This window comes from Pseudomonas sp. GOM7, from assembly GCF_026723825.1.
GTDB lineage: Bacteria > Pseudomonadota > Gammaproteobacteria > Pseudomonadales > Pseudomonadaceae > Aquipseudomonas.
In genome coordinates this window covers 4,138,164-4,157,699 of sequence record NZ_CP113519.1, presented here as the reverse complement: position 1 = coordinate 4,157,699, position 19,536 = coordinate 4,138,164, and the positions used below count along the sequence as shown (strand labels likewise).

19 protein-coding genes and 1 tRNA gene are annotated in these 19,536 nt (G+C 63.1%); 12 read left to right on the top strand and 8 right to left on the bottom strand.

The genetic code is table 11. The annotated features are described in order from the left end of the window. Positions 1 to 3 precede the first annotated feature (3 nt). The 4 genes from OU800_RS18400 to OU800_RS18385 all read right to left on the bottom strand — a co-directional run bounded on the left by OU800_RS18400 (position 4) and on the right by OU800_RS18385 (position 5,516). Positions 4 to 2,835, bottom strand: coding sequence for a valine--tRNA ligase (locus OU800_RS18400; protein WP_268178785.1), 2,832 nt, complete (start codon positions 2,833 to 2,835; stop codon positions 4 to 6). 135 nt (positions 2,836 to 2,970) lie between these two features. Then, positions 2,971 to 3,423, bottom strand: coding sequence for a DNA polymerase III subunit chi (locus OU800_RS18395; RefSeq protein WP_268178784.1), 453 nt, complete (start codon positions 3,421 to 3,423; stop codon positions 2,971 to 2,973). A gap of 60 nt (positions 3,424 to 3,483) precedes the next feature. Then, a complete protein-coding gene (locus OU800_RS18390) occupies positions 3,484 to 3,903 on the bottom strand; it encodes a DNA polymerase III subunit chi (RefSeq protein WP_268178783.1) in 420 nt (139 codons plus the stop codon). Between the two features lie 95 nt (positions 3,904 to 3,998). Next, complete coding sequence (locus OU800_RS18385; RefSeq protein WP_268178781.1) at positions 3,999 to 5,516, bottom strand: leucyl aminopeptidase; 1,518 nt, start codon at positions 5,514 to 5,516, stop codon at positions 3,999 to 4,001. Positions 5,517 to 5,660: 144 nt separating this feature from the next. Between OU800_RS18385 and lptF the strand changes: the two genes are divergently transcribed. Continuing rightward, positions 5,661 to 6,779: an LPS export ABC transporter permease LptF gene (lptF, locus tag OU800_RS18380; protein ID WP_268178780.1), complete on the top strand. Its 1,119-nt coding sequence runs from the start codon at positions 5,661 to 5,663 to the stop codon at positions 6,777 to 6,779. Continuing rightward, on the top strand, positions 6,772 to 7,836 hold the full coding sequence (gene lptG / locus OU800_RS18375; RefSeq protein ID WP_268178779.1) for an LPS export ABC transporter permease LptG: 1,065 nt from the start codon (positions 6,772 to 6,774) through the stop codon (positions 7,834 to 7,836). The genes lptF and lptG overlap by 8 nt, the downstream gene beginning before the upstream one ends. 58 nt (positions 7,837 to 7,894) lie before the next feature. On the opposite strand, the gene OU800_RS18370 is transcribed toward lptG, so the two are convergent. The 3 genes from OU800_RS18370 to OU800_RS18360 all read right to left on the bottom strand — a co-directional run bounded on the left by OU800_RS18370 (position 7,895) and on the right by OU800_RS18360 (position 9,093). Beyond that, a complete protein-coding gene (locus OU800_RS18370; protein WP_268178778.1) occupies positions 7,895 to 8,392 on the bottom strand; it encodes an RDD family protein in 498 nt (165 codons plus the stop codon). A gap of 99 nt (positions 8,393 to 8,491) precedes the next feature. Further along, on the bottom strand, positions 8,492 to 8,704 hold the full coding sequence (locus OU800_RS18365; RefSeq protein WP_268178777.1) for a cold-shock protein: 213 nt from the start codon (positions 8,702 to 8,704) through the stop codon (positions 8,492 to 8,494). A gap of 304 nt (positions 8,705 to 9,008) precedes the next feature. Beyond that, positions 9,009 to 9,093: transfer RNA gene (locus tag OU800_RS18360), tRNA-Leu, on the bottom strand. 250 nt (positions 9,094 to 9,343) lie between these two features. On the opposite strand from OU800_RS18360, the gene OU800_RS18355 reads away from it, so the two are divergent. From OU800_RS18355 to OU800_RS18325, 7 genes are all read left to right on the top strand, one after another. Then, on the top strand, positions 9,344 to 10,054 hold the full coding sequence (locus OU800_RS18355) for a substrate-binding periplasmic protein (RefSeq protein WP_268184374.1): 711 nt from the start codon (positions 9,344 to 9,346) through the stop codon (positions 10,052 to 10,054). A gap of 78 nt (positions 10,055 to 10,132) precedes the next feature. Beyond that, positions 10,133 to 11,176, top strand: coding sequence for a tRNA preQ1(34) S-adenosylmethionine ribosyltransferase-isomerase QueA (gene queA, locus OU800_RS18350; protein WP_268178776.1), 1,044 nt, complete (start codon positions 10,133 to 10,135; stop codon positions 11,174 to 11,176). A 20-nt stretch (positions 11,177 to 11,196) separates the two neighbouring features. Continuing rightward, the gene (gene tgt / locus OU800_RS18345; protein ID WP_268184373.1) at positions 11,197 to 12,312 is read left to right on the top strand and encodes a tRNA guanosine(34) transglycosylase Tgt; all 1,116 of its coding nucleotides are present in this window, start codon (positions 11,197 to 11,199) and stop codon (positions 12,310 to 12,312) included. Between the two features lie 44 nt (positions 12,313 to 12,356). Beyond that, positions 12,357 to 12,689, top strand: a complete 333-nt coding sequence (yajC, locus tag OU800_RS18340; protein WP_268178775.1) for a preprotein translocase subunit YajC — start codon at positions 12,357 to 12,359, stop codon at positions 12,687 to 12,689. 70 nt (positions 12,690 to 12,759) lie between these two features. After that, positions 12,760 to 14,628, top strand: coding sequence for a protein translocase subunit SecD (gene secD, locus OU800_RS18335; protein WP_268178774.1), 1,869 nt, complete (start codon positions 12,760 to 12,762; stop codon positions 14,626 to 14,628). Between the two features lie 13 nt (positions 14,629 to 14,641). After that, positions 14,642 to 15,553, top strand: a complete 912-nt coding sequence (gene secF / locus OU800_RS18330) for a protein translocase subunit SecF (protein ID WP_268184371.1) — start codon at positions 14,642 to 14,644, stop codon at positions 15,551 to 15,553. 154 nt (positions 15,554 to 15,707) lie between these two features. Beyond that, positions 15,708 to 16,250: a glycine zipper 2TM domain-containing protein gene (locus OU800_RS18325; protein WP_268178773.1), complete on the top strand. Its 543-nt coding sequence runs from the start codon at positions 15,708 to 15,710 to the stop codon at positions 16,248 to 16,250. A gap of 66 nt (positions 16,251 to 16,316) precedes the next feature. On the opposite strand, the gene suhB is transcribed toward OU800_RS18325, so the two are convergent. Further along, the gene (gene suhB, locus OU800_RS18320) at positions 16,317 to 17,132 is read right to left on the bottom strand and encodes a type III secretion system regulator SuhB (RefSeq protein WP_268178772.1); all 816 of its coding nucleotides are present in this window, start codon (positions 17,130 to 17,132) and stop codon (positions 16,317 to 16,319) included. A gap of 180 nt (positions 17,133 to 17,312) precedes the next feature. Between suhB and trmJ the strand changes: the two genes are divergently transcribed. The 3 genes from trmJ (at position 17,313) to iscR (ending at position 19,510) form a co-directional block, all read left to right on the top strand. Next, on the top strand, positions 17,313 to 18,092 hold the full coding sequence (gene trmJ, locus OU800_RS18315) for a tRNA (cytosine(32)/uridine(32)-2'-O)-methyltransferase TrmJ (protein WP_268178771.1): 780 nt from the start codon (positions 17,313 to 17,315) through the stop codon (positions 18,090 to 18,092). Continuing rightward, positions 18,085 to 18,873 (top strand): serine O-acetyltransferase, encoded by a 789-nt coding sequence (gene cysE, locus OU800_RS18310; RefSeq protein ID WP_268178770.1) that lies wholly within the window; start codon positions 18,085 to 18,087, stop codon positions 18,871 to 18,873. The genes trmJ and cysE overlap by 8 nt, the downstream gene beginning before the upstream one ends. A 139-nt stretch (positions 18,874 to 19,012) precedes the next feature. Continuing rightward, positions 19,013 to 19,510 (top strand): Fe-S cluster assembly transcriptional regulator IscR, encoded by a 498-nt coding sequence (iscR, locus tag OU800_RS18305; RefSeq protein ID WP_268178769.1) that lies wholly within the window; start codon positions 19,013 to 19,015, stop codon positions 19,508 to 19,510. Positions 19,511 to 19,536 lie beyond the last annotated feature (26 nt).

Sequence of the window (19,536 nt, the reverse complement as noted above, 5' to 3'; positions counted from 1 at the left end):
CTATCAGAGCGCGGCGATCTTGCCGCGCTGCTCGACCATCTTGGCCAGGGCCTGCTCGGCCTCAGCCAGCTTGGCGCGCTCCTTCTCCAGCACCTCGGCGGGGGCCTTGGCGACGAAGCCTTCATTGGCCAACTTGCCGCCGACGCGCTTGACCTCACCATCGAGGCGGCCGATCTCCTTGTCCAGGCGCGCCAGTTCGGCGTCCTTGTCGATCAGCCCGGCCATCGGCACCAACACTTCCATCTCGCCCACCAGGGTGGTGGCGGACATCGGCGCTTCTTCACCGGCAGCCAGCACACGTACCGATTCCAGCTTGGCCAGCTTGTTCAGCAGCGGCTCGAAGTCGGCCAGGCGGCGCTGATCCTCGGCACTGGCGTTGGCAACGATGATGTCGATGCGCTTGGCCATGGAGATCTTCATCTCGCCACGGATCTGCCGTACGCCGAGCATCAACTGCTTGACCCACTCGATATCGCCTTCGGCGGCAGCGTCGATGCGGCTCTCATTGGCCACCGGCCAGGGTTGCAGCATCAGGGTTTCACCCTGCACGCCGGCCTGGCCCTTGATGCGCTGCCAGATTTCTTCGGTGATGAACGGCATGAACGGGTGAGCCAGGCGCAGGATCACTTCCAGCACGCGCACCAGGGTGCGGCGGGTGCCGCGCTGGCGCTCGATCGGCGCGTTCTCGTCCCACAGCACTGGCTTGACCAACTCCAGGTACCAGGCGCAGTACTGATCCCAGACGAACTCGTAGAGCGCCTGGGTGGCCAGGTCGAAACGGAAGGCATCGAGCTGGCGGGTGACCTCGGCCTCGGTGCGCTGCAACTGGCTGATGATCCAGCGATCCACCGAGGACAGCTCGACCTCTTCGCCATTCGCGCCAGTGTCCTGACCATCGGTGTTCTCGATGACGAAGTTGGCGGCGTTCCACAGCTTGTTGCAGAAGTTGCGGTAGCCCTCGACGCGGCCCATGTCGAATTTCACGTCACGGCCGGTGGTGGCCAGCGAGCAGAAGGTGAAGCGCAGGGCATCGGTGCCGTAGCTGGCGATGCCTTCGGGGAACTCGGCCTTGGTCTGCTTGGCGATTTTCTCGGCCAGCTTGGGCTGCATCATGCCGCTGGTGCGTTTTTCCAGCAGTTCGTCGAGGGTGATGCCATCGACGATATCCAGCGGGTCGAGCACGTTGCCCTTGGACTTGGACATCTTCTGGCCCTGGCCATCGCGTACCAGGCCGTGCACGTACACGGTCTTGAACGGAATCTGCCCGGTCAGGTGGGTGGACAGCATGATCATCCGGGCGACCCAGAAGAAGATGATGTCGAAGCCGGTGACCAGCACATCCGTGGGGTGGAAGGTTTTGAGGAAGTCGGTCTGCTGCGGCCAGCCGAGGGTGGAGAAGGTCCACAGACCGGAGCTGAACCAGGTGTCGAGCACGTCTTCGTCCTGGCGCAGTTTGGCGTCGCCGAGGTTGTGCTTGGCGCGTACTTCCGCTTCGTCACGGCCGACGTAGACGTTGCCGGCTTCGTCGTACCAGGCCGGGATGCGGTGGCCCCACCAGAGCTGACGGCTGATGCACCAGTCCTGGATGTCACGCATCCAGCTAAAGTACATGTTCTCGTACTGCTTGGGCACGAACTGGATCTCGCCGCTCTCGACCACGGCGATGGCTTTCTCGGCCAGCGGTTTGGTGGAGACGTACCACTGGTCGGTCAGCCAGGGCTCGATCACGGTGCCGGAGCGGTCGCCCTTCGGCACTTTCAGGGCGTGGTCTTCGATCTTCTCCAGCAGGCCGGCAGCCTCGAAGGCAGTGACGATCTGCTTGCGCGCCTCGAAGCGATCCAGCCCGGCGAACTGCGCTGGAATGTTGGCCTCGACCTGCTCGTTGACGCTGCCGTCGAGGTTGAACACCTGGGCAGTGGCCAGCACTGCGGCGTTCTTGTCGAAGATGTTGATCAGCGGCAGGTTGTGGCGCTTGCCCACTTCGTAGTCGTTAAAGTCATGCGCCGGGGTGATCTTCACGCAGCCGGTGCCGAACTCGGGGTCGCAGTAGTCGTCGGCGATGATCGGGATACGACGGCCCAGCAGCGGCAGTTCGACGTAGCTGCCAATCAGCGCCTTGTAGCGCTCGTCTTCCGGATGCACGGCCACGGCGCTGTCGCCGAGCATGGTTTCCGGGCGGGTGGTGGCGACGATCAGGTAGTCCTTGCCTTCGGCGGTCTTCTTGCCGTCGGCCAGCGGGTAGCGCAGGTTCCACAGCGAGCCTTTCTCGTCGTGGTTTTCCACTTCCAGGTCGGAAATGGCGGTGTGGAACTTGGTGTCCCAGTTGACCAGGCGCTTGCCGCGGTAGATCAGGCCGTCTTCATGCAGACGGACGAAGGCTTCCTTGACCGCTTCGGACAGGCCGTCGTCCATGGTGAAGCGCTCGCGCGACCAGTCTACCGAGCTGCCCAGGCGGCGGATCTGGCGGGTGATGGTGCCGCCGGACTGGTTCTTCCATTCCCAGACTTTCTCCAGGAATTTCTCGCGGCCCAGGTCGTGACGGCCGATACCCTGCGCGGCGAGCTGGCGCTCCACCACCATCTGGGTGGCGATACCGGCGTGGTCGGTGCCCGGCTGCCACAGGGTGTTGCGGCCCTGCATGCGGCGGAAGCGGATCAGCGCATCCATGATCGCGTTGTTGAAGCCGTGACCCATGTGCAGGCTGCCGGTGACGTTCGGCGGCGGGATCATGATGGTGTAAGGCTCACCGCTACCTTGCGGGGCGAAGTAGTTGTTCTTCTCCCAGGTCTGGTACCAGTTGGATTCGATGGCGTGCGGCTGGTAGGTCTTGTCCATGCGCGGCGGGACCCTTGTGACGGCTGATCGGAAAAGCCGGCAAGTATAACGCTTATGAGCGCCAAGCCATAAGCCTCAAGCTACAAGATCCAGGGCTTGCCAGCCCCAGGGGGGCGGGCAGGGCTGGGACGTGCGTCAGGGTTTGCGCGGCGGCAACAGGCGCGGCAGGCGGGCTTCGAGACGGCGCTTGAGCTCGGCTTCGATCTGCGGCACGAAATCGTCGATCACGTCTTGCAGGATCAATTGCGCGGCGGCGCGCAGTTCGCCGCTCAGGTGCTGCAGCTCGCGGGCGCTGTCGTGCAGGCGCGGCTCCAGGCTGGTTCGCACGGCGTCACTGGTCGGCGCGGTGCCCGTGGCTTTGGGCGTTGGCGCTGGCGCTGGCGCGGGTTGGGCAGGCGGTGTGGTGTGGAAGGGCGGCGGCGGCCCTGGCGGCGCGCTGACGATGTCGGAGAGCACGGGAATGCTGTCCGGGTCGAGCGAGTCAATCAGCAGTGACGGCTCGCTGCTGCTGTCGCCCAGCAGCTCGCGAATCGACTCCAGGTCATGCAGTAGCTGAGCGGGCTTTTGCGGAGGCTTGGGGGTGTCCATGGTGATCGACGCAGCGGGTAAGAGGGCTAGGGTGACGAGAGGTGTGAGCGTCGCTGCAGACTAAAGTTCGACGCGCTTGGGATCATACCCGCGCTGACGATAGATACGGAAATTCTCGCGACAGGCGCTGAGCAGTTCGGGCTGCTGGTTGACGATCTCGATGATGCGCGAGAAGCGCTCGACATGGGGCGACAGATTGTTGCCGAGGTTGATCAGCACGCCCTGTTCGACACTGGGCACGTCGTCGATACCCAGCGTCACGGGCGACAGCGGCGCATCGCGGTGCAGATCATGCGGCACAAAGCGTTCGGCCTTGAAACGCCAGAGCATCTCGTCGAGCTCGCCGCACTGTGCTTCGTCGCTGCCACGCACAAATACCGGCAGGCCCGCGCTCCAGGCCTTCAGCGCCAACTGGCAGGCCGCGCGCAGGCGACCTTCGGCGTCAGCGGAGGAGAGGACGTAGAACTCGATTCTGGGCATGGTGGGCAAGTCTCAAGCTTCAAGCGGCAAGCTGCAAGAAAAAGCAAGGGCACTTCGATGAACCGAAGTGCCCTGGTGGCTGGGTTGCAGGGCTGTTATTTGTCGCTTGCGGCTTGCCGCTTGCGGCTGCTTTCGCTGCGATCCAGCAGGTACTGGGTCAGCAGCGGTACCGGACGGCCAGTGCCGCCCTTGTCCTTGCCGCCGCTGATCCAGGCGGTGCCGGCGATGTCCAGGTGCGCCCAGTGGAAGTTCTTGGCGAAGCGCGACAGGAAGCAACCAGCGGTGATGGTGCCGGCCTTCGGCCCGCCGATGTTGGCGATGTCGGCGAAGGGGCTGTCGAGCTGTTCCTGATACTCGTCGTACAGCGGCAGTTGCCAGGCGCGGTCGTCGGCCGTTTCACCCGCCTTGAGGATCTGCTTGATCAGCGTGTCGTTGTTGCCCATCAGGCCGGATACATTGCTGCCCAGGGCGACGATGCAGGCGCCGGTGAGGGTGGCGATGTCGATCACCGCCTGCGGCTTGAAACGCTCGGCGTAGGTCAGGGTGTCGCACAGCACCAGGCGGCCTTCGGCGTCGGTGTTGAGGATTTCCACGGTCTGTCCGCTCATGGTGGTGACGATGTCGCCGGGGCGGGTGGCGCGGCCGCTGGGCATGTTCTCGGCGCAGGCCAGCAGGCACACCAGGTTGATCGGCAGTTGCAGCTCGAGCACCGCCTTGAGGGTGCCGAAGACGCTGGCGGCGCCGCACATGTCGTACTTCATCTCGTCCATGCTGGCTGCCGGTTTGATGCTGATACCACCAGTGTCGAAGGTGATGCCCTTGCCGACCAGGGCGAAGGGTTTGTCGTCCTTCTTGCCGCCCTGGTAGTGCATGACGATCATGCGTGGCGGCTGCTCGCTGCCCTGGGCCACGGCGAGGAAGGCGCCGGCGCCCAGCTCCTTGAGCTTCTTCTCGTCGAGGATTTCCACCTTGAGGTTCTTGTGTGCCTTGCCCAGAGCCTTGGCCTCTTCGGCCAGGTAGCTGGGGTGGCACAGGTTCGGCGGCAGGTTGCCCAGATCCTTGGTGAAGGCCACGCCCGTGGCGATGGCGCGGGCATGCTGCAGGGCGCGCTCGGCATCGGCCAGCTCGGCCTTGTCGACCACCAGCGTGACTTTCTTCAGGGCACGCGGGTCGCTCTTCTTGCTCTTGAATTGCTCGAACAGGTAGCCACCGTCGGCCAGGGTTTCCAGGATCAGGCGGGTCTTGCCATAGGCATCACGGCCCTTGACCTTGAGTTCGCCCAGGGCCAGCAAGGCGTCGCTGCCGCCCAGTCCCTTGAGCACGCCGTGCACGCTGGCAACCAACTTGCGCAGTTGGCGGTCGGACAGATCGCCCTTGCCACAGCCCACCAGCAGCACGCGCTCGGCCTTGAGCCCCGGCAGGCCGTGCAGCAGCAGGGTCTGGCCCGGCTTGCCGGCGAGGTCGCCACGCTTGAGTACCGTGGTGATCGCGCCGTTGCTGGCTTGGTCGACGGCCTTGGCGGCATCACCCAGCTTGCGGCCCTCGCCGATGGTGACGACCAGGGTGGCGGTCTTCAGGGTTTCCGGGCGGGTGCTTTTGACGAGAAATTCCATATTGAGCTGTCCCCAAGACAAAGAGTCGGGTTTGACGGATAATGGCCGCCATTTTTTCGAGGGCCCACCCAGCGGTGGGCCGGCAAGTAGGTGCGGCTAGTTTGAGCGCTCGCGCCTGAGCCTGACAACCCTGGAGCGTCCGGTTTGATCGTCTTCCGCTATCTGTCCCGCGAAGTGTTGTTGACCCTCAGTGCGGTGAGCGCCGTGCTGTTGGTGATCATCATGAGCGGTCGTTTCATCAAGTACCTGGCCCAGGCGGCGCAGGGGGTGCTCGACCCGAGCGTGCTGTTTTTGATCATGGGCTACCGGATTCCCGGTTTCCTGCAACTGATCCTGCCGCTCGGTCTGTTCCTCGGTTTTCTGCTGGCTTACGGGCGCCTCTACCTGGACAGCGAAATGACCGTGCTGTCGGCCACTGGCGTCAGCCAGCAGCGCCTGACCGTGTACAGCATGGCGCCGGCCCTGATCGTCGCCCTGCTGGTCGGCTGGCTGAGCATGGGCCTGGCGCCGCAAGGCGTGGCCGGGGTGGCGCGCATCCTCAACGAGCAGGATGCCCTGACCGAGCTCGATACCCTGGTGCCTGGGCGCTTCCAGTCGCTGCGCGATGGCTCGCGGGTGACCTACTCGCAGGAGCTGTCGGCCGATCGCAGCGAGCTGCGTGGTGTGTTCATGTCGGAGAAGCGTTTCTCCTCCGATGGCCGTTCCGAACGCGGCACCACCGTGCTGGTGGCTGAAAGTGGCCGTCAGGAAATTCACCCGGACGGCAGTCGCTACCTGATTCTGGAAAATGGCTATCGCTACGATGGCGAGCCGGGCGAGGCCGATTACCGTGCCATTCGTTACGACACCTATGGCGTGCTGCTGCCCAAGCCCGAGGTGGCGCTCGAGGCCAACGAGCGCGAGGCGATCCCGACCCGCGACCTGTTCGGCAGCGACGATCCGGTGATGCAGGCCGAGCTGCAATGGCGCCTGTCGCTGCCCTTGCTGGTATTCGTGGTCACCCTGTTGGCGGTGCCGCTGTCCAAGGTCAATCCGCGCCAGGGGCGCTTTCTCAAGCTACTGCCGGCGATCTTCCTCTATATGACCTACCTGGGCCTGCTGATCGCCGCCCGTGGCGCGCTGGACAAGGGCAAGCTGCCGCCAGCCTTGGGCTTGTGGTGGGTGCACCTGATCTTCCTGGCCATCGGCCTGAGCTTGCTTTATTGGGAGCGTTTGAGCCTGTGGTGGGCCAGTCGTCGCGTGTCGGAGGTGGCCCATGGCTAAGCTGGATCGTTACATCGGTGTGCAGGTATTCATCGCCATCCTGGCGGTGCTGGGCATCATCCTCGGGCTTGCTCTGCTGTTCGCTTTCATCGACGAACTGGGTGATCTGAACAAGGGTGACTACGGCCTGCCGCAGGCGTTGTGGTACGTCTTGCTCACCGCGCCGCGCCGCGCCTACGAGATGCTGCCGATGGCGGCGTTGATCGGTTGCCTGATCGGTCTCGGCTCCCTGGCCAGCAACAGCGAGCTGACCGTCATGCGCGCCGCGGGTGTCTCCATCGGGCGTATTTCCTGGGCGGTGATGAAACCCATGCTGGCCTTGCTGCTGGTTGGCATTCTGATCGGCGAATACGTGGCGCCCTGGACCGAGAACCAGGCCCAGGCCAGTCGTGCCATCGCCCAGGGCGGCGCCCAGGCGCAGAGCTCCAAACGTGGTATGTGGCACCGCCAGGGGCAGGAGTACGTGCACATCAACGTGGTGCGCGCCGATGGCACCCTGCTGGGGGTGACCCGTTATCGCTTCGACGACGAGCGCCGCCTGCAGTCCTCCAGCTTCGCGCGCCGTGCCGAATTCAATGACGGTCACTGGTTGCTGCGCGACGTGAAGACCACGCACCTGTATGCCGATCACTCCGAGGTCAGCCAGCAGGACGAGGAGCGCTGGGACATCGAACTCAATCCGCAACTGCTGGGCACGGTGGTGATGGAGCCAGAGGCTCTGTCGGTCACCGGCTTGTGGCAATACATCCACTACCTGGCGGATCAGGGCTTGAACAACGCGCGCTACTGGCTGGCATTCTGGAGCAAGGTGCTGCAGCCGCTGGTTACCGCTGCGCTGGTATTGATGGCGATTTCCTTCATCTTCGGTCCGCTGCGTTCGGTGACGCTGGGGCAGCGGGTCTTCACCGGCGTACTGGTAGGCTTCATCTTCCGCATCGCTCAGGATCTGCTGGGGCCGTCCAGCCTGGTGTTCGGCTTCTCGCCGCTGCTGGCGGTGCTGGTGCCGGCCGGTGTCTGTGCCCTGGCTGGGGTCTGGTTGTTGCGACGCGCCGGCTGAGGTTGGTAGACATGAAAAAGCCGGTTCACTGAACCGGCTTTTTCATGTCTGTGCTGGGCTATTTCTTGTGCACGTTCTTCGGCAGTTGCACCATGCGGCTGTCCGAATAGGCGTCATGCCAGGTGCGCCCCTGCTTGTCCCAGAGCATCCACAGGAAGCCGAGGCCGGCGAACAGCCAGGAGCCGATAGCGACCACGAAACGCAGCAGTGCCTGCCACAGGTCGATGGCCGTGCCATCGGCGTTCTGGATGCGCAGCCCCCAGGCCTGCATACCCAGGGTTTGGCCATTGTGTGTCCAGAACTTGGCGAAGAAGCCGAACAGGCTCAACAACACCAGACTGGCCAGCAGGGGGTCGCGGTCGAGCGCACCCTGTTGCGACATGATCATCAGCTTTTCGCTACCGAAGATCAGGCGCAGGATGCCCTGTTGATAGATGAGCGTGACCACCATCATCAGTGCGACGCAGAGCAGGGAATCGTAAAAGAGAGCAGCCAGTCGGCGGATCGGACCGGCAGAAGGGAAGTCGCCCTGTGGGCGTAGCTGATGTCTCGGCATGATGGGCTCGCTGTAATGGACTGCGCGCCATTCTAACCGGGACTGCTGGCAGGATATAAAAAACCCCTGATGTTGCCATCAGGGGTTTTCGAGGAAGTCTTAGCTGACTACCTGAACCTTGTCAGCCTGCATGCCTTTCTGGCCTTGCACGGCTTCAAAGGTGACCTTCTGGCCTTCTTTCAGGCTGCGGAAGCCAGTGCCTTCGATAGCGCGGAAGTGCACGAACAGATCCGGACCGCTTTCGGGAGTGATGAAGCCGAAGCCTTTCTCGTCGTTGAACCACTTGACGGTGCCGGTTTGACGATTCGACATGTCTTTTTCCTTGAAACTAGTAGTTGATGACAGCCTCCAGCGAAATGCCGTGGAGGACTGAAGACTGGTTGCAAGGAGTAATAGAAGTCGAGCGGGATGTAGCGGATCAAATGATCTGCCGCACCTGAGTCACGATTCACGGCGACCCATGCAAACAGTTAGGCCACTCTACGCTAACTTTTATGCACTTGCCAACCCCCTGCCAGCGCTGCTGCGCCAGGGTTTGCAAGGGTATCGACGTGCCTTGTCGAATGCGTACTGAAGAGGTGTTGCGCAAGACTGCTGAAGAGCCTCGAGAAGATGATGGTGCCCCGGGGGAGACTCGAACTCCCACTCCTTTCGAAAACGGATTTTGAATCCGCCGCGTCTACCGATTCCGCCACCGGGGCACAATGGCGGCGCAGTATAGGGATGCGCCTGGCGCCGGTCAATCGGCGTCTTTGCAGCTTCGATCTGCCGCACCTGAAGTGCTGTGCAGGGTTGATAACTTATACGCGCTGCATGACGAGCCAAGGAATAAAATCTGACCTGTCATAAAGAATGGCGGGCATCTCGTTTATAGCGGTGCTCTCGGAAGTGGAATTCGCTCTCAGGGGGGAGGGGTGCTTGGCTAATGTTTGGCGACAGTCCGTGTTCGTTATGCTGCTGGCATTCGTCCCGCTGGTGCAGGCCGAAACCCTGACCTATGCGGTGACGGACGAAGGTTGGGAGCCCTACTGGATCGTGGAGGACGGGCGTATCGAGGGCATTCTGCACGATGTCATGCTCGCTCTGGGCGAGCGTCTACCCGTGCAGCTCGACGCCAGCCATCCGCTACCGCCACTGCGTGCGCAGAAGCTGTTTCGTGAGGGGCATCTGCAGATCGAATGCTGTGTGAGTCAGTTGTGGCGCGCGGAGCCAGAGCAGGCCGAGGTGTCCCTGTGGACGGTGCCGGTGCTCGAGGCGCAGGAGATCCTGCTGTTTCCTCCCGGCAAGGCCTTTTCCTATCGAACGCTCGAAGATTTGCGCGGGCGCGCCATCGCCACGGTGCGCGGTTATGGCTATGCCGGTGCAGGTACCTTCACGCGGGTCGATGGTGCCGATGCGGCTGCCTTGATCTATCTGGTGGCGCAGGGGCGTAGCGACGCTGGCATCATCGACCGCCTGGAGTGGCGCTATCTGCTGCGCAAGGACGCGCGCTTGAAATTGCCGCGCTGGCGCGTCGAGGAGGGGCCTGTCATCCACAGCTCGCAGTTGCGGCTCAGGCTGCACCGCGATTACCGGCAGTGGCTCGGCAGCATGGATGCGGCCATCCGCAGCATGCAGCAAGACGGCACCCTGGCGCGCATCGTCGCCCGCTACGCGCCCTGACCACTGGCAGGCCCGCATGGTCGGGGAGGGTGAATTCCGGTAAGCTTTGCCGCCCTGCAAAATGACCCTCCATTGCCCATGCGTGTTGCCGACTTCCATTTCGATCTTCCCGAGTCGTTGATTGCCCGTCACCCTCTGGCCGAGCGTCGAGCCAGCCGCCTGCTGCAGCTCGACGGGCCGACAGGGGCGCTGCGCCATGGCCGCTTCACCGATCTGCTGGAGCAATTGCGTCCTGGCGATCTGATGGTGTTCAACAACACCCGGGTGATTCCGGCGCGGCTGTTCGGGCAGAAGGCCTCGGGCGGCAAGCTGGAGATCCTGGTCGAGCGCGTGCTGGATCAGACCCGGGTGCTGGCGCATGTGCGGGCCAGCAAGTCGCCCAAGCCGGGCTCGAGCATTCTCATCGATGGTGGTGGCGAGGCGCAGATGGTGGCGCGTCACGATGCCCTGTTCGAGCTGGACTTCGCCGAGCCGGTGCTGGCGTTGCTGGAGCGTGTCGGGCACATGCCGCTGCCGCCTTATATAGACAGGCCGGATGACGAGGCTGACCGCGAGCGCTATCAGACCGTCTATGCGCAGAAGGCTGGTGCCGTGGCGGCCCCAACCGCTGGCCTGCACTTCGATGACGAGCTGCTGGCAGCGATCCGCGCCAAGGGCGTGGAGAGCGCCTTCGTTACCCTGCATGTCGGCGCCGGCACCTTCCAGCCGGTGCGGGTCGAGCGCATCGAGGATCACCACATGCACAGCGAATGGCTGGAGGTCAGCCAGGACGTCGTCGATGCCGTGGCGGCCTGTCGCGCCCGTGGCGGTCGTGTGGTCGCCGTTGGCACCACCAGCGTGCGCTCGCTGGAGACGGCGGCGCGTGATGGCGAGCTCAAGCCCTTCAGCGGCGATACCGACATCTTCATCTACCCAGGGCGCCCCTTCCATGTGGTCGATGCCCTGGTGACCAACTTTCATCTGCCCGAGTCGACCCTGTTGATGCTGGTGTCGGCCTTCGCCGGCTACGCCGAGACCATGGCGGCCTACCGCGAGGCGGTGGCGCAGGGCTATCGCTTCTTCAGTTACGGTGATGCCATGTTCATCACCCGCAATCCCGCCGCGCGCGGGCCCGAGGTTTGAGTATGTCGCGCACCTGTCGCATGTCCTTCGAGTTGCTGGCCACCGACGGCAAGGCCCGCCGTGGCCGCCTGACCTTCCCGCGTGGCGTGGTCGAGACCCCGGCCTTCATGCCGGTGGGTACCTATGGCACGGTCAAGGGCATGTTGCCGCGCGATGTCGAGGGCATCGGCGCGCAGATCATCCTCGGTAACACCTTCCATCTGTGGCTGCGCCCGGGCATGGAGGTGATCAAGAAGCATGGCGACCTGCACGACTTCATGCAGTGGCAGGGGCCGATCCTCACCGACTCCGGCGGCTTCCAGGTGTTCAGCCTGGGGGCGATGCGCAAGATCAAGGAGGAGGGCGTGTACTTTGCCTCGCCGGTCGATGGCGCCAAGGTGTTCATGGGGCCGGAGGAGTCGATGCAGGTGCAGCGTGACCTGGGTTCGGACATCGTGATGATCTTCGACGAGTGCACACCCTACCCGGCCGAGTTCGACGTGGCCAAGCGCTCCATGGAGCTGTCGCTGCGTTGGGCCAAGCGCTCCAAGGTCGCCCATGGCGAGAGTACGGCGGCGTTGTTCGGTATTGTTCAGGGCGGCATGCATGAAGAACTGCGCATGCGCTCGCTCGAAGGGCTCTGCGAAATCGGTTTCGATGGCCTGGCCATCGGCGGTCTGTCGGTGGGCGAGCCCAAGGAGGAGATGATCCGCGTGCTGGATTTCCTGCCGCCGCAGATGCCGGCGGACAAGCCGCGCTACCTGATGGGGGTGGGCAAGCCGGAGGATCTGGTCGAGGGGGTGCGCCGTGGCGTGGACATGTTCGACTGCGTGATGCCGACGCGCAATGCGCGCAATGGCCACCTGTTCGTCGATACCGGGGTGGTGAAGATCCGCAACGCGGTGCACAAGCACGACGACTCGCCGCTGGATCCAACCTGTGACTGCTACACCTGCACGAACTTCTCGCGCGCCTATCTGCATCATCTGGACAAATGCGGCGAAATGCTCGGTAGCATGCTCAATACCATCCACAACTTGCGGCATTATCAGCGGGTCATGGCTGGTTTGCGCGAGGCTATCGGACAGGGTACATTGGCCGCCTTTGTCGAAGCCTTCTATGCCAAGCGCGGCCTCCCTGTGCCGCCATTGGACTGACCCTCTCACGTTTTCAAGAAGTCCTTTCCCATTAGGAGTGTTACATGAGCTTTTTCATTCCCGCCGCCTACGCTGACACCGCTGCGGCTGCAGGCCCTGCCGGCACTGGTTTCGAGTGGGTGTTCCTGATCGGTTTCCTGGTCATCTTCTACCTGATGATCTGGCGCCCGCAGGCCAAGCGTGCCAAGGAGCACAAGAACCTGCTCGGCAGCCTGCAGAAGGGTGACGAAGTGGTCACCAGCGGTGGTATCGCCGGCAAGGTGACCAAGGTGGCCGACGACTTCGTGGTGATCGAGGTGTCCGACAACGTCGAGCTGAAGTTCCAGAAGCAGGCCATCGCCGCGACCCTGCCCAAGGGCACGCTGAAAGCCATCTGATTCGGTTATTGGTTCTTTCCATTCCACGGGGCGCTTTCTGCGCCCCGTGTCTTAGACGGGTAGCCCGTTCATGCTCAATAGATATCCTCTGTGGAAGTACCTGCTGATCCTCGCCGTACTGGCGGTGGGCCTGGTGTACTCCATTCCCAACCTCTATCCGGACGATCCTGCCGTGCAGATCAGTGGTGCCAGCACGGCGCTGAGCGTCGAGCAGGCGGATCTCGATCGTGCCAGCAAGGCGCTGCAGGAAGCCGGCATCGTGGTCAAGGCCAGTAGCCTGGCCCAGAGCGGCCATGCCGGCCTGATCCGCCTGACCAAGCTGGATGACCAGTTGCCGGCCAAGGACGTGGTTCGTCGTGTGCTCGGCGATGACTACGTGGTGGCGCTGAACCTGGCGCAGACCACGCCCGACTGGTTGCGCAGCCTGGGCGCCAGCCCGATGAAACTGGGGCTGGATCTGTCCGGTGGCGTGCACTTCCTGCTGGAAGTCGACATGGACAAGGCGCTGGACGTACGCCGCAAGGTCTACGAAGGCGAGATCAAGAGCCTGCTGCGCAAGGAGCGCGTGCGCTACCGCAGCATGCCGGAAAGCAATGGCCGCATTCAGCTCGGCTTTGCCGACAGCGAGACGCTGGACAAGGCCGAGCGCCTGATTCGCAAGGACTACAAGGACTTCGAGCTGAGCACCGTCGAGCGCGGTGGCCAGCAGGTGCTGCAACTGGCGCTGACCCAGGCGAAGATCGCCGAGATTCGTGAATACTCGATCAAGCAGAACCTGACCACGGTACGCAACCGGGTCAACGAACTGGGTGTGGCCGAGCCGCTGGTGCAGCGCCAGGGCGCCAACCGCATCGTGGTCGAGCTGCCGGGGGTGCAGGACACCGCCGAGGCCAAGCGTATCCTGGGCAAGACCGCGAACCTGGAGTTCCGCCTGCAAGCCTCCCTGGATGCCTCCAAGGCTTCGACCGAAACCTTCGAGTTCCGTGAGGCGGGACGCCCGCCGGTGCAGCTCGAGCGTGAGCTGATCATCACGGGGGATCAGGTCACCGATGCCCAGGCCAGCTTCGACGAGAACGGCCGCCCGCAGGTGAACATTCGTCTGGACGGGCATGGTGGCGACCTGATGAGCCGCGCCACGCGCAACAATGTCGGGCGCAGCATGGCCGTGGTGTTCATCGAGCAGAAGCCGGTGACCCGCTACGTGCGGCAGACCGTCGACGGCGTCGAGCAGGAAGTGGCGGTGCCATCGTTCGTCGAGGAGAAGAAGGTCATCAGCCTGGCAACCATCCAGTCGCCGCTGGGCAGTCAGTTCCGCATCACCGGCCTGAACGGCCAGGGTGAGTCCTCGGAACTGGCTCTGCTGCTGCGTGCCGGTGGCCTGGCCGCGCCGATGTACTTCGCCGAAGAGCGCACCATCGGCCCGAGCCTGGGCGCCGAGAACATCGCCAAGGGCATCGAGTCCACCGAATGGGCGATGATCTTCGTTACCCTGTTCATCATCGCCATCTATCGCTTCTTCGGTATGCTGGCGGCTGTGGCGCTGGCCTTCAACCTGGTGTTGCTGGTTGGTCTGATGTCGGCCATCGGCGCCACCCTGACCTTGCCGGGTATCGCCGGTATCGTGCTGACCCTGGGTATGGCGGTGGATGCCAACGTGCTGATCTTCTCGCGCATACGCGAGGAGCTGGCCAATGGCCTGCCAGTGCAGCGTGCGCTGCACGAGGGTTTCGACCGTGCCTTCTCGGCGATTCTCGACAGTAACCTGACCACGCTGCTGGTCGGCGGCATCCTGTTCGCCATGGGTACCGGCCCGGTCAAGGGCTTCGCCGTGACCATGTCGCTCGGCATCATCACCTCGATGTTCACTGCCATCATGTTCACCCGCGCCATGGTCAACCTGATCTTCGGTGGTCGTAACTTCAAGAAGCTGTGGATCTGAGGGGCCAGCCATGATCAAGTCAACCATTCGTTTCATGGCGGTGCGCAACATCGCCTTTTCCATTACGGTCGTGCTGACGCTGATCGGCCTGGGCGCGCTGTTCGCCAAGGGCCTCAACTTCGGCCTGGATTTCACCGGCGGTACGCTGATCGAACTGCAGTACGAGCAGGCGGCCAACCTGGATAACATCAAGGCCGAGCTGGGCCAGGCCGGTTATGCCGATGCCATCGTGCAGAACTTCGGTGCCAGCACCGACGTGCTGGTGCGCCTGGCTGGTGACGAGGTCGATCTTGGCAAGCGCGTCGCCGAGGCGTTGCGCACGGCTGGCAGTGCCAAGTTCGAGGTCAAGCGGGTCGAGTTCGTCGGCCCGCAGGTCGGCGAAGAGCTGCGCGACAAGGGTGGTATCGCCATGCTTCTGGCGCTGGGTGGTGTGCTGTTGTACCTGGCCTTCCGCTTCCAGTGGAAGTTCGGCATGGGCGCCATCGCCTCGCTGGTGCATGACGTCATCATCACTCTGGGTGTGCTGGCCTTCTTCCGGGTGCCCTTCGACCTGACGGTGCTGGCCGCGGTGCTGGCGATGATCGGTTACTCGCTCAACGACACCATCATCATCTACGACCGTATCCGCGAGAACTTCCGCATGCTGCGCAAGGCGTCGCTGATCGAGAACATCGATATCTCGGTCACTCAGACCCTGCTGCGTACCATCGCCACGTCGCTGTCCACAGCCCTGGCCCTGCTGGCGCTGCTGTTCTTCGGTGGCGACGCGCTGGCAGGCTTTGCTCTGACGCTGCTGATCGGTGTGGTGGTCGGCACCTACTCCTCGGTGTACATCGGGGCTGTGGTGCTGGTGTGGCTGAAGCTGACCGTGGAAGATCTGATCCCGCCTGCGGTCGAGGTCGAGGCTGACGACGGACGGCCCTGAGACCTGTATCACCTGGCGCTCGAAAGAGGGGCTCAGGTGATGTGATGCAGTTCATGAAACCTGACGAAGGCCGCGGCAAGTCGAACTTGTCGCGGCCTTCGGCTGTCCTAGGCAGGGAGAAGGGCGCGCCGCGCCGTGCGAGGAGACAATAACCATGAACAAGTCGATGTTGGTAGGTGCCGTACTGGGCGCTGTGGGTGTGACGGCGGGTGGGGCGGTTGCCACTTACAGCCTGGTGGATCGTGGTCCGTCCTATGCGGAGGTGCTGGCGGTCACGCCAGTCAAGGAAACCATCAAGACCCCGCGCGAGGTGTGCAAAGACGTCACCGTGACGCGACAGCGTCCGGTGCAGGATCAACACCAGATCGCCGGTACGGCGATCGGCGCCATTGCCGGTGGCCTGCTGGGTAATCAGATCGGTGGTGGTAACGGCAAGAAAATCGCCACCGTGGCCGGTGCCATCGGTGGTGGTTATGCCGGCAACAAGGTTCAGGAAGGCATGCAGGCCCGTGACACCTATACCACCACGGAAACCCGCTGCAACACGGTTACCGACACCAGCGAGAAAGTGGTCGGCTATGACGTGAAGTATCAACTGGGTGAGAAGGTCGGCAACGTGCGCATGGATCGCGACCCCGGCAGCCAGATTCCGGTCAACAAACAAGGTGAACTGGTGCTGGTGCAGCAGGCGCAATGAGTTCACTGCAATAAAAAACGCCCTTCGGGGCGTTTTTTATTGGCGTTGTATCGGGTTCGGGCAGCGTCAGCGCTTCATCGAGGGCGCCAGGTGCGGTTGGATCGCGGTCAGCACGGCCTTGAAGCACTTGGTATTGCCGGCGACGATCTGGCCCTTTTCGAGGAATTCGTGGCCGCCGGTGAAGTCGCTCACCAGGCCGCCGGCTTCCTGGATCAGCAGGGCGCCTGCGGCCATGTCCCACTCCGACAGGCCGAACTCCCAGAAGGCATCGAAGCGGCCGGCAGCGACGTAGGCCAAATCCAGGCTGGCGGCGCCGGCACGGCGGATGCCAGCGGTCTGGCCGGTCAGGCTGCGGAACATGCCCAGGTAGTTTTCCAGGTGGTCGAGCTGGCCGTCACGGAACGGAAAGCCGGTACCCAACAGGGCGCCATCGAGGCTCTTGCGGCTGCTCACACGCAGGCGGCGGCCATTGAGGGCGGCGCCACGGCCGCGGCTGGCGGTGAATTCTTCCTGGCGCACCGGGTCGAGGACGATGGCGTGCTCGAGGCGCCCACGGTATTTGCAGGCGATGCTGATGGCGAAGTGCGGTACGCCGCGGACGAAGTTGGTGGTGCCATCCAGCGGGTCGATGATCCACTGATAATCGGCGCCTTCGCCGCTGCCTTCCAGCACGCCGCCTTCCTCGCCCAGGAAACCGTGGGTCGGGTAGGCCTTGCGAATGGCCTGGACGATCATCAGTTCGGCGGCCTTGTCGACTTCGGTGACGTAGTCCTTGGCATCCTTCTCGTCGACCGAGATGACATCCAGGCGCTCAATGGAGCGAAAGATCATTTCACCGGCGCTGCGGGCGGCGCGCAGGGCGATATTCAGCATGGGCTGCATGGGAGGTTCACCTGGGGCGTTAAAGAAAGCCGGCCATGTTAGCAGAAAAGCGTGGCCGATGAAGCGTCGGCCGCAGTCCGGTCATCATGTCGCTGGCCTGCATGAGGTGCCGCTGCATGGTAATGACTGTGTGGCTTCGGTAAGATCGGTGGCCCTTTTGCTTGCGTGGATGGTTTGGCCTTGCTGGAAAGAATTCGTGTTGTGCTGGTCGGTACCAGTCATCCGGGTAACATCGGCGGTGCGGCGCGGGCAATGAAGAACATGGGCCTTTCGCGGCTGGTGCTGGTGGCGCCGGAAGATTTTCCTAGTAGCGACGCCGTGGCGCGTGCCTCGGGTGCCACCGATATCCTCGATGCCGCGCAGGTGGTCGGCACCCTGGAAGAGGCCCTGGTGGGCTGCACCCTGGTGATCGGTACCAGTGCTCGGGATCGGCGTATCCCCTGGCCTATGCTCGATCCGCGCGAGTGCGGTGTGACCAGTTGCGAGCAGGCCGCTGGCGGTGGCGAAGTGGCATTGGTGTTCGGTCGTGAATATGCCGGCCTGACCAATGAAGAGCTGCAGCGATGTCAGTATCACGTGCACATTCCATCGAATCCTGAATTCAGTTCGCTCAATCTGGCGGCAGCGGTGCAGGTGTTGAGCTACGAAGTGCGCATGGCCTGGCTGGCGGCCGAGCAGTTGCCGACCAAGGTGGCCAAGCTGGAAACCACGGCCATGCTCAATACCCAGTTGGCCACGGCCGATGAGCTGGAGTCCTTCTACGGGCACCTGGAGCGTACGCTGGTGACCATCGGTTTTCTCGATCCGGAGAAACCGCGGCACCTGATGAGCCGTCTGCGTCGCCTGTACGGGCGCAGTGATGTGAGCAAGCTGGAAATGAATATTCTGCGCGGCATCCTGACCGAAACCGAGAAGGCGGCGCGCGGGGAGCATCACAAGCGGGGAAAGATAGATGTTTGAGCGCATGCGGGAAGACATTCAGAGCGTATTCCATCGGGATCCGGCGGCACGTAATGCCTTCGAGGTGGTCACCTGCTATCCCGGCTTGCACGCCGTATGGCTGCATCGCATTGCTCACGCCCTGTGGACGTCGGGCTGGAAGTGGCTGGCGCGCGTGGTGTCCAACTTCGGTCGCTGGATGACCGGCATCGAGATCCATCCGGGCGCCAGGATAGGGCGGCGTTTCTTCATCGACCACGGCATGGGTATCGTCATCGGCGAGACCGCCGAGATCGGCAACGACGTGACGCTCTATCAGGGCGTGACCTTGGGCGGCACCAGTTGGAACAAGGGCAAGCGCCATCCCACGCTGGAAGATGGCGTGGTGGTCGGTGCCGGGGCCAAGGTGCTCGGCCCGTTCACCGTCGGTGCCGGGGCCAAGATCGGTTCCAACGCCGTGGTGACCAAGGCGGTGCCGGCTGGCGCCACGGCGGTCGGCATTCCCGGCAAGATCATCGTCAAGTCCGATGACGAGCAGGAAGCCAAGCGTCAGGCCATGGCCGAGAAGATCGGCTTCGATGCCTATGGCGTCGGTCAGGACATGCCCGACCCTGTGGCGCGTGCCATTGGCCAGTTGCTCGATCACCTGCATGCCGTCGATGGCCGTCTGGAGGGCATGTGCAAGGCCTTGACCGCGCTGGGTAGCGACTACTGCGCCAAGGATCTGCCGGTGTTGCGCGACGAGGATTTCGCCGGGGTCTGCAAGGATCAGCAGCGGGCGGACGACAAGCCGGCAGCCTGATGCGTGTCGGGGCGGCCTCTGCTATCATGCCGCCTCTTCTGTCAGTCAAATCCGAGTAAATTGATAGGTCTTATAGTTGACTTAAATACTCGGAAAAGCGCATACTCGCCACCATTCAAGTGAATCGTGGTAGAGAGCCATGCGACTGACCACCAAAGGCCGTTACGCCGTTACCGCCATGCTCGACCTGGCGCTGCACGCGCAGCATGGGCCCGTCTCTCTCGCTGATATTTCCGAGCGTCAAGGTATCTCCCTGTCCTACTTGGAGCAGTTGTTCGCCAGGTTGCGCCGCAGCAGTCTGGTTTCCAGCGTGCGTGGTCCGGGCGGTGGTTACCAGCTATCGCGCGAGATGCGCAGCATTCAGGTTGCGCAGGTGATCGATGCGGTCAACGAGTCGGTCGATGCCACGCGCTGCCAAGGGCAGGGCGATTGCCATTCCGGTGACACCTGCCTGACCCACCACCTGTGGTGTGACCTCAGCCAGCAGATTCATGAGTTCCTCAGTGGCATCAGCCTGGCCGATCTGGTTGCGCGTCATGAGGTGCAGGAAGTCGCGTTGCGCCAGGATCAGCGTCGCTGCACTGGCAGAGCCCCGCGTCTGGATCTGGATAAGATTGAAGCGTCCGCCATCGAGTGAGCAGGGCGTTGCCTGATAGGAGAAAC

Coding starts and splice junctions, on each gene's coding strand:
- OU800_RS18400 (WP_268178785.1), bottom strand. CDS start 2,835: ATGGACAAGACCTACCAGCCGCACGCCATCGAATCCAACTGGTACCAG.
- OU800_RS18395 (WP_268178784.1), bottom strand. CDS start 3,423: ATGGACACCCCCAAGCCTCCGCAAAAGCCCGCTCAGCTACTGCATGAC.
- OU800_RS18390 (WP_268178783.1), bottom strand. CDS start 3,903: ATGCCCAGAATCGAGTTCTACGTCCTCTCCTCCGCTGACGCCGAAGGT.
- OU800_RS18385 (WP_268178781.1), bottom strand. CDS start 5,516: ATGGAATTTCTCGTCAAAAGCACCCGCCCGGAAACCCTGAAGACCGCC.
- lptG (WP_268178779.1), top strand. CDS start 6,772: ATGGCTAAGCTGGATCGTTACATCGGTGTGCAGGTATTCATCGCCATC.
- OU800_RS18370 (WP_268178778.1), bottom strand. CDS start 8,392: ATGCCGAGACATCAGCTACGCCCACAGGGCGACTTCCCTTCTGCCGGT.
- OU800_RS18365 (WP_268178777.1), bottom strand. CDS start 8,704: ATGTCGAATCGTCAAACCGGCACCGTCAAGTGGTTCAACGACGAGAAA.
- OU800_RS18355 (WP_268184374.1), top strand. CDS start 9,344: ATGCTGCTGGCATTCGTCCCGCTGGTGCAGGCCGAAACCCTGACCTAT.
- queA (WP_268178776.1), top strand. CDS start 10,133: ATGCGTGTTGCCGACTTCCATTTCGATCTTCCCGAGTCGTTGATTGCC.
- tgt (WP_268184373.1), top strand. CDS start 11,197: ATGTCCTTCGAGTTGCTGGCCACCGACGGCAAGGCCCGCCGTGGCCGC.
- yajC (WP_268178775.1), top strand. CDS start 12,357: ATGAGCTTTTTCATTCCCGCCGCCTACGCTGACACCGCTGCGGCTGCA.
- secD (WP_268178774.1), top strand. CDS start 12,760: ATGCTCAATAGATATCCTCTGTGGAAGTACCTGCTGATCCTCGCCGTA.
- OU800_RS18325 (WP_268178773.1), top strand. CDS start 15,708: ATGAACAAGTCGATGTTGGTAGGTGCCGTACTGGGCGCTGTGGGTGTG.
- suhB (WP_268178772.1), bottom strand. CDS start 17,132: ATGCAGCCCATGCTGAATATCGCCCTGCGCGCCGCCCGCAGCGCCGGT.
- cysE (WP_268178770.1), top strand. CDS start 18,085: ATGTTTGAGCGCATGCGGGAAGACATTCAGAGCGTATTCCATCGGGAT.
- iscR (WP_268178769.1), top strand. CDS start 19,013: ATGCGACTGACCACCAAAGGCCGTTACGCCGTTACCGCCATGCTCGAC.